Below are 12,943 nucleotides of genomic sequence, written 5' to 3' on the forward strand. Positions count from 1 at the left end.
GGTTACATTCCGAACCCGGAAGCTAAGCCTCACAGCGCCGATGGTACTGCAGGGGGGACCCTGTGGGAGAGTAGGACGCCGCCGAACAATTCTTCAGAAAAGCCCCTGATCCGAAAAGGATCAGGGGCTTTTCGCATTTCGTTGACGTATCGTCAGTGCATGGACGATCAGACAGCGGTCATTGCGAGCAATGTGCTCCGCCCCGAGGAGCGCGACGGCGCCCTGCGTGTTCTGGCGGAGGCCCAGGCGGTCGACGGCCGGGCCGCCGTGTCCGAGCAGGGCCGGCTCCGGCTGCGGAACGCCGAGACGCCCCGCCCGGGTGTCACCCACTTCATCGGGAGCGAGAGCGGGTCCGTCGTCGGCTACGGCCAGCTCGAGGTTCCGGAGACTCCGAGCGCCAACCCCGCCGCCGAGCTGGTGATCGACCCGGCCGCCCGTGGCCGCGGCCTGGCCCGTCCGCTGGTCGACGCCGTACTGGCCCAGGCCCACCAGGCCGGGCGGGACGCGGTGGACTTCTGGGTGCACGGTGGTCACCCGGCGGCCCGGCACCTGGCCGGGGCGTACGGCGCCGAGCTGGTCCGCGAGCTGCGGCAGATGCGTCGTACCGGTCCGCAGACCGAGGCGGTGCCCGTTCCCGAGGGCGTCGAGCTCCGGACCTTCCGCCCGGGGGAGGACGACGCCGAGTGGCTGCGGCTGAACGCCCTGGCGTTCGCCCACCACCCGGAGCAGGGCTCCTGGACCGAGCAGGACCTGGCCGAGCGGATCGCCGAGCCCTGGTTCGACCCGGCCGGCTTCTTCCTCGCCACCCGGGGCGGCAAGATGGTCGGCTTCCACTGGACCAAGGTGCACCCTGCCACCGCCACCGAGCCGGAGCTCGGCGAGGTGTACGTGGTCGGGGTGGACCCGGCGGAGCAGGGCAGCGGTCTGGGCCGCGCGCTGACCGCGGCGGGCCTGCGGCACCTGACCGGGTCAGGTGCCGGCGAGCGCGGACTGGCGACGGTCCTCCTTTACGTCGACGCCGACAATCCGGCCGCCGTGCGGGTATACGAGCGATTGGGATTCACCATTCACGAGGTGGACCTCATGTACCGCGCCCGGTACCAGGCGGACCGGCCGACCCAGGCACCCGCCTAGACCCGGGCCCACACCCGAACCCGACTCGAACCCGAGCCCGAACCCACACTCGAACCCGAACCGGAAATCCAGGCCGGGAAGGCCCAGCCGTAACGGAGCGGTCGCGGGCGGGGGCGGAGAACGGCACCGCCCCTTGCTCCGACCGACTCAGCTTTCCTCCCGGCCATGCGGTGTTTACCGTGGATTCAATTGCTGCCGCGAAGATCACAGGATGAAGTCCGTAGTGTCTCGCTCGTGCAGAGTCGACCGCCATTCGTCGGCCGGTCCTGTACGGACCGCGCCCGGTGGGTGGGCGCTGTCTCCGGGGGCGACCCGGGGCGAGGACGACGGCCCGCAGAGCCATCCGCGTCCGGACGCCGTCCTGCTGGAGGAGCTGGAACCCATGAGCATCCCCCGCCCCGTCCCTGCCCCGCTGGCGCCCCCGGCCAGGATGTCCGGTGCGCTGGGCATCCCGCCGGAGCTGCCGGCCACGGACGAGCAGGAGTTCGAAGCACTGCCGCAGGGCCGCTTCCTGGACCGGGAGCGGAGCTGGCTGGCGTTCAACGAGCGGGTCCTGGAGCTGGCCGAGGACCCGGGGATCCCGCTGCTGGAGCGGGCGAAGTTCCTGGCGATCTTCGCCAGCAACCTGGACGAGTTCTTCATGGTCCGGGTGGCCGGTCTCAAGCGCCGGATCGCCACCGGCGTCGCCCAGCGCAGCGCATCGGGTCTGCAGCCGCGCGAGGTGCTGGACCTGATCTGGACCCGCTCGCGCGAGCTGATGGCCCGGCACGCCGCCGCGTTCCAGCAGGAGGTGCTGCCGGACCTCGCCGCCGAGGGCATCGAGGTGGTCCGCTGGCCGGAGCTGGCCGAGAAGGAGCAGGCCCGGCTGCACACCCTGTTCCGGCAGAAGATCTTCCCCGTGCTGACCCCGCTTGCCGTCGACCCGGCGCACCCCTTCCCGTACATATCGGGGCTCTCGCTCAACCTGGCCGTGGTGGTCCGCAACCCGGTGTCCGGCCACAAGCACTTCGCGCGGGTGAAGGTGCCGCAGTCGCTGGCCCGTTTCCTGGAGGCCTCCCCCCAGCGGTACGTCCCGCTGGAGGACGTCATGGGCGCGCACCTGGAGGAGCTCTTCCCGGGGATGGAGGTGCTGGCCCACCACGCCTTCCGGGTCACCCGCAACGAGGACCTGGAGGTGGAGGAGGACGACACCGAGAACATCCTCAAGGCCCTGGAGAAGGAGCTGATGCGGCGGCGCTTCGGCCCGCCGGTCCGGCTGGAGGTCGAGGAGTCGATCGACCCCTACATCCTGGACCTGCTGGTGCGGGAGCTGAACATCACCGAGGCGGAGGTCTTCCCGCTGCCCGGGCCGCTGGACCTGACCGGGCTGTTCGGGATCGCCGAGCTGGACCGCCCGGAGCTCAGGTACCCGAAGTTCGTGGCCGGTACGGCCCGCGGGCTGACCGACGTCGAGTCCGCCTCCCAGCCGGACATCTTCGCGGCGATGCGCGAGCGCGACGTCCTGCTGCACCACCCGTACGACAGCTTCTCCACCTCGGTGCAGGCCTTCCTGGAGCAGGCCGCGGCCGACCCGGACGTGCTGGCGATCAAGCAGACGCTGTACCGCACCTCCGGTGACTCGCCGATCGTGGACGCGCTGATCGACGCGGCCGAGTCCGGCAAGCAGGTGCTGGTCCTGGTCGAGATCAAGGCGCGCTTCGACGAGCAGGCCAACATCAAGTGGGCCCGCAAGCTGGAGGAGGCCGGCTGCCACGTGGTCTACGGCCTGGTCGGGCTGAAGACCCACTGCAAGCTGTCGCTGGTGGTCCGCCAGGAGGGCGACACCCTGCGCCGCTACTCGCACGTCGGCACCGGCAACTACCACCCGAAGACGGCCCGGCTGTACGAGGACATCGGCCTGCTCACCTCCGACCCGCAGGTCGGCGCGGACCTCTCCGACCTGTTCAACCGGCTGTCCGGTTACTCGCGCCGCGAGTCCTACCGCCGGCTGCTGACCGCCCCGCGCGGCCTGCGCGACGGGCTGGTCTCGCGGATCCACAACGAGATCGCCCACCACCGGGCGGGCCGGCCCGCGTACGTGAAGATCAAGGTCAACTCGATCGTCGACGAGGTCGTGATCGACGCGCTCTACCGGGCCTCGCAGGCCGGGGTGCCGGTGGACGTCTGGGTGCGCGGGATCTGCGCGATCCGGCCGGGGGTGCCGGGGCTGAGCGAGAACATCCGGGTGCGCAGCATCCTGGGGCGCTTCCTGGAGCACTCCCGGATCTTCGTGTTCGGCAACAACGGCGATCCCGAGGTGTGGATCGGCAGCGCCGACATGATGCACCGCAACCTGGACCGCCGGATCGAGGCCCTGATGCGGATCACCGATCCGGCGCACCGCGCGGAGCTGTCCGGGCTGATCGACCTCGGGGTGTCGGACGAGACCGAGTCCTGGCACCTGGGGCCGGACGGCGTCTGGGCCCGTCACCCGCAGGACTCCGAGGGCCGGCCGTTGCGGCACCTCCAGGACCTGCTGATCGACTCGCGCCAGCGCCGCCGGGCCGCCACCCCGCGTTGACGCGTCCACTGCTGCGAGCCGCCGGAGCGGGCGGGGCCCCCGGGCCCCGAGGGGACCCGCCCGCTCCGGCGGTCGGCCACCAGCCCCGGGGAAGGGCCCCGGGGGAACGGGGATCAACCACGCCATGACCGATGCGCCGATGACGGCCCAGGCGGCCTCCACAGCGACCGCCGGGGACATCCTTTCCCGCCATCTCACCGCCCAGGCCGGGGCGTTCCTGCGCGCCCTGCCGCTCGCGGTGGGCGAGGTCGGCGCCAGACCGGGCTCGGCGGCGGCCGTCCCGTCGAGCGGCACCGCCGACCTGCTGCGGACGGTGCGCCGGATCGGCGGGCTGCTGCACACCTTCGGCGCCGTCTTCGAGCAGACCTGGGCGCAGGAGTCGCGCACCGAACTGCGCTGGCTGCTCAACCTGCTGGCGCTGGAGCCCGGTTACGTCCGGCGTTCGGCCCGGTTGCTGGGCGCGGTGGACTCGCTGAGCGGCACCGGTCCGGAGGGGACGGGCATGCTGGCCGGGCACGCGGGCGCCCCCAAGGCGCGGGCGCTGCTGGACCGGCAGCTGACCCTGGCCCGGACCAGGGCGCACTCCACCGTGCTGCAGGAACTCCGCTCGGCCCGGCTGCACGCGCTGGCGGACCGGATGACCCTGCTGGTCGGCGAGGCGCCGCTGCTGGAGGCGGCGGGCGGCCGGGCGTCGGCGGTGCTGCTGCCGCAGGCGGCGGCCGCGTTCACCGCGCTGTCCACGAGCGCCCAGCAGTTGCCGCTGCAGCGGGCCGCGACGCCGTACGGCGGGGACGGGCTGCGCCGGCTGGGCGCGGTGCCCTCTCCCCTGCCCGCCCCCGGGGAGCGGGGGCCCGTCGCGCGGGTCGGGTCGGCGGACGCCGACACCGCGCTGGCGGCCGACGACGCGCCCTGGTCCCGGCTGCGGATCCTGGTGAAGCGGGCCCGGTACGCGCTGGAGGTGTGCGGCCGCCCGTCCTCCGAGCTGGACGAGCTGGACGCGGTGCTGGGCCGGCACCAGGAGGCGGCGGACGCCGCGGTCACCGCGGCCACCGCGGCGCGCACCCCGCGGATCACCCCCGCGACCGCCTACGTGCTGGGCGTGGTGCATGCTGATCAGCGACTGGAGGTGGAGGCGGCACGGTACGCCTTCGGCCGCCGGTGGCCCGAACTCCCGCCAGGCCTGGACGGCTGGCTGGAGATTCCCCCTGCCGAGGGCTGGGGGCATTCCCCCGCACCACGGACGGCCTGAATTGCACGATCGCCTGACCACCGGGCCGGCAGCGGACGCGACCGCGACCGGGTCAGCCGCAGCCGCGACCGGGCCGGCCGCGACCGGCCCGGGCCGTCCCCCGGTGGTGCTGGCGGCGGGCGCGGTGCTCTGGCTGCCCGGGAAGCCGAAGCCGAGCGGCCGGCTGGGCCGGCCGCGGGTCGCGGTGATCCACCGGCCGAAGTACGACGACTGGAGCCTGCCGAAGGGGAAGCTCGACCCGGGTGAGGGGGTGGTCGAGGCGGCGCTGCGCGAGGTGCGGGAGGAGACCGGCTTCCACTGCCTGCTCGGCCCGGAGCTGCCCGCCCAGCACTACCTGGCGCAGGGCCGTCCGAAGGAGGTCCGGTACTGGGCGGCGGTGCCGACCGGCGGGGCCTTCCGGCCGAACCGCGAGGTCGACCGGCTGGAGTGGCTGCCGGCGGGCAAGGCCCGGGCGCGGCTGACCCACGACCGCGACCGGTTGCTGGTCGACGCCCTGCTGGTGATCCTGGGAGCGAAGCCCGTACGGACGAGGTAGGAGCCGCGGGTGGAGGAACGGCGGAAGTGATCTCCCTGCGCCCTCGCCGTGACGCAACCGTTACTACGTGACGTAGTTTCCTGTCATCCGTTCGAGGTTCACTCCCCGTTCACTTGCGACCGGCTGACGCGTCACCTACCCGGCCTAACTTCGGGACCACCGGAGGGCCGAACGGGCCCCGGACCACAGCAAAACCCGCGCCCGGCCGTATCCGTACGGCCCGCGCGACGGGCAATGCCACAGAAAGGGACACCCCTGTGAAGCTCCAGCGGAACGGCCGCTCCAAGGCCCTCGCCATCGGTGCCATGGCGCTCGTCAGCTCGCTGTCGCTCGCGGCCTGCGGGTCGGACAACAACAACACCACCACGGCGTCCGGCGGCTCCAGCGGCTCCTCCGCGGCCGGTGCCGCGGTCAACTGTGGCAAGGCCGGCACGCTGCTCGGCGCCGGTTCCACCGCGCAGGCCCCGGCGATCGACGTGTGGAAGACCAACTTCGGCGCCGCCTGCTCCGGCACCACGGTCAACTACAGCGGCGGCGGCTCCGGTGCCGGCGTCCAGCAGTTCAACCAGGGCAAGGTCGCCTTCGCCGGCTCCGACTTCGCCCTGAAGGCCGCCGACGTCGACGCCTCCAAGGCCGTCTGCACCGGTGGCAAGGCGATCGACCTGCCGATGGTGGCCGGCCTGGTCTCGCTGGTCTACAACGTCGACAACGTCGACAACCTGGTCCTGGACGGCCCGACCGCCGCCAAGATCTTCGACTCGCAGATCACCAAGTGGAACGACCCGGCCATCGCCGCCCTGAACCCGGGCGCCAAGCTGCCGGACGCCGAGATCCAGACCTTCCACCGGTCGGACGACTCCGGCACCACCTTCAACCTGACCTCCTACTTCGCCAAGACCTCCGGCGGCGCCTGGAGCGCCGAGCCGAGCAAGGCGTGGAAGGGCAAGGGCGGCCAGTCCGCGAACGGCAGCGCCGGCGTCTCCGCCCAGATCAAGCAGGTCAAGAACTCGATCGGCTACGCCGAGCTGTCCTACGCCCAGACCAACAACCTGAAGAGCGCCAAGATCGCCACCGGCGCCGCTCAGCCGGTCGAGGCGACCGCCGCCAACGCGGCGAACACCATCGCCTCCTCCACCGTGTCCGGCACCGACGGCGACCTCGCCCTCTCCCTGGACTACGGCACCAAGGCCGACAACGCCTACCCGATCGTCCTGGTGACCTACGAGATCGCCTGCGACAAGGGCAACAAGGCCGAGACCCTGGACACCCTCAAGTCCTTCTTCAACTACACCATCAGCGACGCCGCCCAGAAGTCGATCGGCGACAAGGGCTACGTCCCGATGCCGGCCGCGATCGGCGACAAGGTCAAGACCGCCGTCGGCGCCCTGGCCTGACCCGACAGGACCCCCGGTGGGACGGCCCCGTGAGCGAGGGGGGCAGGGGCCGTCCCACCGGAGCACCACCATCCAGCACCAACGTCCGGGGCACCGCCGCCATGGTGCCGTCCCCCTTCCGGGGCGGCGCCACCAGACCGGAGTAGACCAATGACTTCATCCTCCCCTGCCGCCCCGCGAGGCAGGGAACGCCGACCGCGCGACAGCCGGGTCGGCGACAAGATCTTCATGAACCTCGCCCGCGGTGCGGGCGTCCTGCTGCTGGTCATCATGGCCGCGATCGCCGGCTTCCTGGCCTGGCGCTCGGGCATGGCGCTCAGCAACGACAACGGCAACTTCCTCACCACCTTCGAGTGGACGCCGGACGCCCCGAAGCCGGTCTTCGGCATCGCCGTCCTGGCCTTCGGGACGATCGTCAGCGCCCTCATCGCGATGGTGATCGCCGTCCCCGTGGCCATCGGGATCGCGCTGTTCATCTCGCACTACGCGCCGCGGCGGATCGCCCAGCCGTTCGCCTACCTGGTCGACCTGCTCGCCGCCGTCCCCAGCATCGTCTACGGCCTCTGGGGCGCGCTGTTCCTCGTCCCGCACATGGACGGGCTGACCAGCTGGCTCAACCAGTACCTGGGCTGGACGTACCTCTTCGACCAGACCAGGACCGGCACCCCGCGCAACCTGTTCACCGTCGGCATCCTGCTGGCGATCATGATCCTGCCGATCATCACCGCGGTCTCCCGCGAGGTGTTCCGCCAGGTGCCGCGGATGCACGAGGAGGCGGCGCTCGCGCTCGGCGCGACCCGCTGGGAGATGATCCGCACCGCGGTGCTGCCGTTCGGCCGCCCCGGCATCATCTCGGCGTCCATGCTCGGCCTCGGCCGGGCGCTCGGCGAGACCATCGCGGTCGCCGTGGTGCTCTCCGCCAACAGCGTGCTGTCGCTGCACATCCTGGACGCGGGCGGCGGCACCTTCGCGCAGAACATCGCGCTGAAGTTCGCCGAGGCCGGCAACAACGGCCGCGACGCGTTGATGGCCTCCGGCCTCGTCCTGTTCGTCATCACCCTGCTGGTGAACGGTGCCGCGCGACTGATCATCGCCCGCCGCAAGGAGTACTCGGGGGCCAACGCGTGAGCGAGCGAAGCGAGCGAACCATCGAGAGGTGCGAGTTGTGCGAATGCGCCCTGACGAGCGAAGCGAGGAAGGCCGCGTGAGCACCCTCACCACCGTCCCCGAGGACGCCCGGCCGCAGGTCGGTCCGATGCTGACCGCCAACCGGCTGCCCCGGTGGACCCCGGCCGTCGTCGCCGCCGGCTCGATCGCGGTCGGCTGCGGGATCGGCGCCGCGGCCGGCCTGCGGAGCCACCTGCAGTGGGGACTGATCTCGGCCCTGCTGTTCCTGGTGGGCGGCTACCTGATCTCGGCCCGGGTCGAGGGCCGGCGCCAGGCCAAGGACCGGTTCGCCACCTCGGTGGTCTGGGTCGCCTTCATCCTCGCCGTCGTGCCGCTGGTCTCGCTGACCGTCTACACGATCCAGCAGGGCATCGGCGTGGTGAACGGGAACTTCCTGAGCCACTCGATGAAGGGCGTGATCCAGTCCGGCCCCGGCGGCGGCATCTACCACGCGCTGCTCGGCACCCTCCAGCAGGTCGCCCTGGCCACCCTGATGGCCGCCCCGCTGGGCCTGCTGACCGCCGTCTACCTGGTCGAGTACGGTCGCGGCCGGCTCGCCAAGGCCGTCACCTTCTTCGTCGACGTCATGACGGGCGTCCCGTCGATCGTCGCCGGTCTGTTCATCCTCTCGCTGTGGAACCTCGCGCTGGGCTTCAGCTACTCCGGCTTCTCGGGCAGCCTCGCGCTGGCGATCCTGATGATCCCGGTCGTGGTCCGCTCCACCGAGGAGATGCTCAAGCTCGTCCCGAACGAGCTGCGCGAGGCCTCGTACGCCCTCGGCGTGCCGAAGTGGAAGACCATCCTGCGGATCGTCCTCCCCACCGCCATCGGCGGCATCACCACCGGCGTGATGCTCGCGGTCGCCCGCATCACGGGCGAGACCGCCCCGGTGATGATGCTGGTGTTCGGCGCCGACTACATCAACAGCAACCCGTTCGACGGACCGCAGCAGTCCCTGCCGATGTACATCTGGCAACAGTACTCGGTGGTCAACAACGACTTCGGCTACGCCCGCGCCTGGGGCGCCGCGCTGGTGCTGATCGCCTTCGTGATGGGGCTCAACCTCATCGCCCGGGGCATCGCACGCTGGCGCTCGCCCAAGGGCGGACACTGAGCGACCGACTGACGCACGAAGACAGACGAGAGAAGCAACGATCATGGCCAAGCGCATCGACGTCAGCGGACTGTCGGCCTACTACGGCACCACCAAGGCCATCGAGGACATCTCGATGAGCATCGAACCCCGCTCGGTGACCGCCTTCATCGGCCCCTCCGGCTGCGGCAAGTCCACCTTCCTGCGCACCCTCAACCGGATGCACGAGGTGATCCCCGGCGCCCGGGTCGAGGGCAAGGTCCTCCTGGACGACGAGAACCTGTACGCCTCCAACGTCGACCCGGTCGCCGTGCGCCGCTCCATCGGCATGGTCTTCCAGCGCCCGAACCCGTTCCCGACCATGTCGATCTACGACAACGTGGTCGCCGGGCTCAAGCTCGCCGGCGTGAAGAAGAAGTCCGTCCTGGACGACGTGGTGGAGCGCTCGCTGAAGGGCGCCAACCTCTGGAAGGAGGTCCACAACCGGCTGAACAAGCCGGGGGCCGGCCTCTCCGGCGGTCAGCAGCAGCGCCTGTGCATCGCCCGCGCCATCGCGGTCGAGCCGCAGGTCCTGCTGATGGACGAGCCCTGCTCCGCGCTCGACCCGATCTCCACCCTCGCCATCGAGGACCTGATCGGCGAGCTGAAGTCGCAGTTCACCATCGTCATCGTGACCCACAACATGCAGCAGGCGGCCCGCGTCAGCGACCGCACCGCCTTCTTCAACCTGGCCGGCGTCGGCCAGCCGGGCAAGCTGATCGAGCTGGACGACACCCAGCGGATCTTCTCCAACCCGTCGGTGCAGGCGACCGAGGACTACATCTCCGGCCGCTTCGGCTGAGCCGGACCCCAGCTGTCCCGCGGTGCTGCATGGCGGTGCCGCCGCGGGGCATGAAGAAGGGCCCGCCCCCGAGATGTGGGGGCGGGCCCTGCTGTGTTTTCGCCCGCTCGCCTCCGGGACGCTTCGGGTCCGGTGCCGACGGTCGGCGCTCCGGCGCTCGTGCCTCGCTTGTCGCTTCTCCCTTTCGGCACCGGCGCGGCCCTTCGGCTCGGGGCGGGGCCGTCCGGGGCTCAGCCCCAGAACAGGTGGACGAACCAGTACACCAGCGCTGCGACGATGGCGGCCGCCGGCATCGTGATGAACCAGCCGAGCACGATGTTCTTCGCGACGCCCCAGCGCACCGCGCGGATCCGCTTGGTGGCCCCCGCGCCCATGATCGCCGCGGTGATCACGTGGGTGGTGGAGATCGGCGCCTTGAAGACGAACGACGTGATGTACATGACCGCCGAGGAGGTGGCCTCGGCCGCGAAGCCCTGCGGCGGGTCCAGCTCGATGATCTTGCGGCCGAGTGTCCGCATGATCCGCCAGCCGCCCGCGTAGGTGCCCAGCGAGAGCATGGTCGCGCAGGAGATCTTCACCCAGACCGGGATGTCGCCGGTGGTCTGGTGGCCGGAGATGGTGAGCGCCATCACGACGATGCCCATGGTCTTCTGGGCGTCCTGCAGGCCGTGCGCCAGCGCCATCGCGGCGGCCGAGGCGGTCTGGGCGACCCGGAAGTTGCGCTTGGCGCGGTGCGGGTTGGCCCGGCGGAAGATCCACAGGATCGCCAGCATCACCAGGAAGCCGCCGATCAGGCCGACCACCGGCGAGACGACCATCGGGATCACGATCTTGTCGATCACCCCGCTCCAGATCACGTCGATCCCGCCGGCCAGCGCCGCGCCCACCATGCCGCCGAACAGCGCGTGCGAGGAGGAGGACGGCAGACCGAAGTACCAGGTGACCAGGTTCCAGGCGATCGCGCCGACCAGGGCGGCGAACAGGATCGCCATCCCCTGGTTGCCGCTGGGGGTCTCGATGATCCCCTTGGAGACGGTGTGCGCCACCCCGCTGCCCAGGAAGGCACCGGCCAGGTTCATCACCGCGGCCATCGCGAGCGCGGCCTTGGGGGTCAGCGCCCGGGTGGAGACCGACGTGGCGATCGCGTTCGCCGAGTCGTGGAAGCCGTTGGTGTACGTGAAGAAGAACGCAACGCCGATGACGGCGATGAGTGCAGCCATGTCCACGAGGGTCAGGACTCCTTGACGGCGATGGTCTCCACCGTGTTGGCGACGTGCTCGAACGCGTCCGCCGCCTCCTCAAGGACGTCCACGACCTGCTTGAGCTTGAGCACCTCGATGGCGTCGTACTGGCCGGAGAACAGGTGGGCGAGCAGCTTGCGGTGGATCTGGTCGGCCTGGTTCTCCAGCCGGTTGACCTCGATCCAGTACTCGGTGAGGTTGGACATGCTGCGCAGGTTCGGCATCGCCTCGGCGGTGAGTTCCGCGGCGCGCGCCAGCACCTCGATCTGCTGCTCGATGCCCTTCGGCAGGGTCTGGATGTCGTAGAGGACGACCAGGTCGACCGCCTCCTCCATGAAGTCCATGATGTCGTCCAGCGACGAGGCGAGGCTGTAGATGTCCTCGCGGTCGAAGGGCGTGATGAAGGAGGAGTTCAGCTGGTGGAAGACGGCATGGGTGGTGTCGTCCCCGGCGTGCTCGGCGGCGCGCATGCGCTCGACGATCTCCGCGCGGGCCGACACGTCTGATCCCAGCAGTTCCAGCAGGAGCTTCGATCCGACGACGAGGTTCTCCGCGGCCGCGGCGAACATGTCGTAGAAACTCGTCTCCTTCGGGGTCAGGCTAAAACGCACGGAAATCTCCGATGTGCGGGGTAGGGACTGAACGATGCTAGGTGCAACCGAGCGCGATCGCGCAAACGGGGTGGTGAGCAAGGAGGCGGAACCTCCCCTTCCGTTCGGCTGCCGAACCGGCCGACCCGGACCGCACGGCCATGTGCGGACGTGATTCCCCAGTCTGACGGAACCTCGCCCCGAACGCCCCCGTCCTGCGTGCACGGGACTGGGGCGCCGCTCAGACGGGTGAACCCCGCCGCGACCCCCACCAGGCCCTTCGGCACATGCCGGGTGTGCCGTCGGAACACCGCGGAAGGCCCGGGTGTTGGACACTGGTGGCCGACGCAGCCACCAGGCACTCAGACGAAGGCGGGCCGATGACCACGACGCAAGCGCGCACCGAGCCGGACGACGGGCCCGGGACCGACCCGCACGCCGGCACCCCCGCCGCCGCGCACGGGAACGGGCACGGCCCGCACGGCTACAGCGCGCAGAAGGACGCCCACCTCAAGCGGCTGCGCCGGATCGAGGGCCAGATCCGCGGCCTCCAGCGGATGGTCGACGAGGACGTCTACTGCATCGACGTGCTCACCCAGGTCTCGGCCAGCACCAAGGCCCTGCAGTCCTTCGCGCTGTCCCTCCTCGAGGAGCACCTGCGGCACTGCGTCGCCGCGGCCGCCGAACAGGGCGGCGTGGAGCTGGACGCGAAGGTGGCGGAGGCCTCGGCCGCGATCGGCCGACTGCTGCGCAGCTGAACCCGCCCGCCGCACGGCGCGCCCCGGGGCGACCGTCAGCCGTCGCCCTCCCGCTCGGTCCGGGCCGGGTCCACCCGGTCCAGCAGCACCTCGTCGATCCGTTCGGTCGGCAGCCGGTCACCGGCGCTGGCCGTCGCGGCGATCATCAGCTCGCCGGCCAGCTCGATCTCGTCGAGGGCCGCGTCGTCGTGGCCACCGCTGCGGCCGCCCGTGGACGACACCACCTGCACCACCCCTTCAGTGCCTCGCCAGCCCGGGCGGCAGCCACCCGACGTCCAGCCTAGGCACTCCGGGGCCCGTCCACATGGCACGGACGGGCCATCTCGGCGCCGCCGAAACGGGTGGCCGTCGCTCCCCGCACGGCCACCCGCCCCGGCGGCG

12 protein-coding genes and 1 rRNA gene are annotated in these 12,943 nt (G+C 71.0%); 10 read left to right on the forward strand and 3 right to left on the reverse strand.

The genetic code is table 11. The features are described from left to right. From rrf to pstB, 9 genes are all read left to right on the forward strand, one after another. Positions 1 to 87, forward strand: a 5S ribosomal RNA gene (gene rrf, locus ACWCYO_RS25525); the annotation flags it as partial. Positions 88 to 159: 72 nt separating this feature from the next. Beyond that, positions 160 to 1,134: a mycothiol synthase gene (gene mshD, locus ACWCYO_RS25530; protein ID WP_449785510.1), complete on the forward strand. Its 975-nt coding sequence runs from the start codon at positions 160 to 162 to the stop codon at positions 1,132 to 1,134. Positions 1,135 to 1,516: 382 nt separating this feature from the next. After that, a complete protein-coding gene (locus ACWCYO_RS25535; RefSeq protein WP_270145089.1) occupies positions 1,517 to 3,694 on the forward strand; it encodes an RNA degradosome polyphosphate kinase in 2,178 nt (725 codons plus the stop codon). A gap of 124 nt (positions 3,695 to 3,818) precedes the next feature. Then, positions 3,819 to 4,943: a CHAD domain-containing protein gene (locus ACWCYO_RS25540; protein ID WP_270145087.1), complete on the forward strand. Its 1,125-nt coding sequence runs from the start codon at positions 3,819 to 3,821 to the stop codon at positions 4,941 to 4,943. A gap of 103 nt (positions 4,944 to 5,046) precedes the next feature. Then, complete coding sequence (locus tag ACWCYO_RS25545) at positions 5,047 to 5,478, forward strand: NUDIX hydrolase (protein ID WP_405000816.1); 432 nt, start codon at positions 5,047 to 5,049, stop codon at positions 5,476 to 5,478. 257 nt (positions 5,479 to 5,735) lie between these two features. Beyond that, complete coding sequence (pstS, locus tag ACWCYO_RS25550; RefSeq protein WP_270145085.1) at positions 5,736 to 6,872, forward strand: phosphate ABC transporter substrate-binding protein PstS; 1,137 nt, start codon at positions 5,736 to 5,738, stop codon at positions 6,870 to 6,872. A 150-nt stretch (positions 6,873 to 7,022) separates the two neighbouring features. Further along, entirely contained in the window at positions 7,023 to 8,000 is a 978-nt protein-coding gene (gene pstC / locus ACWCYO_RS25555) for a phosphate ABC transporter permease subunit PstC (protein WP_270145083.1), read from the forward strand. A 127-nt stretch (positions 8,001 to 8,127) separates the two neighbouring features. Next, positions 8,128 to 9,153, forward strand: a complete 1,026-nt coding sequence (gene pstA, locus ACWCYO_RS25560; protein ID WP_270151088.1) for a phosphate ABC transporter permease PstA — start codon at positions 8,128 to 8,130, stop codon at positions 9,151 to 9,153. A 43-nt stretch (positions 9,154 to 9,196) separates the two neighbouring features. After that, positions 9,197 to 9,973, forward strand: a complete 777-nt coding sequence (pstB, locus tag ACWCYO_RS25565; protein WP_270145081.1) for a phosphate ABC transporter ATP-binding protein PstB — start codon at positions 9,197 to 9,199, stop codon at positions 9,971 to 9,973. 230 nt (positions 9,974 to 10,203) lie between these two features. Here the strand turns inward: pstB and ACWCYO_RS25570 are convergent, their stop codons facing one another. Continuing rightward, on the reverse strand, positions 10,204 to 11,199 hold the full coding sequence (locus ACWCYO_RS25570; RefSeq protein ID WP_270145078.1) for an inorganic phosphate transporter: 996 nt from the start codon (positions 11,197 to 11,199) through the stop codon (positions 10,204 to 10,206). 5 nt (positions 11,200 to 11,204) lie between these two features. After that, complete coding sequence (locus tag ACWCYO_RS25575) at positions 11,205 to 11,825, reverse strand: DUF47 domain-containing protein (RefSeq protein WP_030059626.1); 621 nt, start codon at positions 11,823 to 11,825, stop codon at positions 11,205 to 11,207. Between the two features lie 359 nt (positions 11,826 to 12,184). On the opposite strand from ACWCYO_RS25575, the gene ACWCYO_RS25580 reads away from it, so the two are divergent. Further along, complete coding sequence (locus ACWCYO_RS25580; RefSeq protein ID WP_270145075.1) at positions 12,185 to 12,562, forward strand: metal-sensitive transcriptional regulator; 378 nt, start codon at positions 12,185 to 12,187, stop codon at positions 12,560 to 12,562. Positions 12,563 to 12,597: 35 nt separating this feature from the next. Here ACWCYO_RS25580 and ACWCYO_RS25585 read toward each other — a convergent pair whose 3' ends face one another. After that, a complete protein-coding gene (locus ACWCYO_RS25585) occupies positions 12,598 to 12,786 on the reverse strand; it encodes a hypothetical protein (RefSeq protein WP_405000664.1) in 189 nt (62 codons plus the stop codon). Positions 12,787 to 12,943: the final 157 nt, after the last annotated feature.

It is taken from the genome of Kitasatospora sp. NPDC001683, assembly GCF_053596495.1.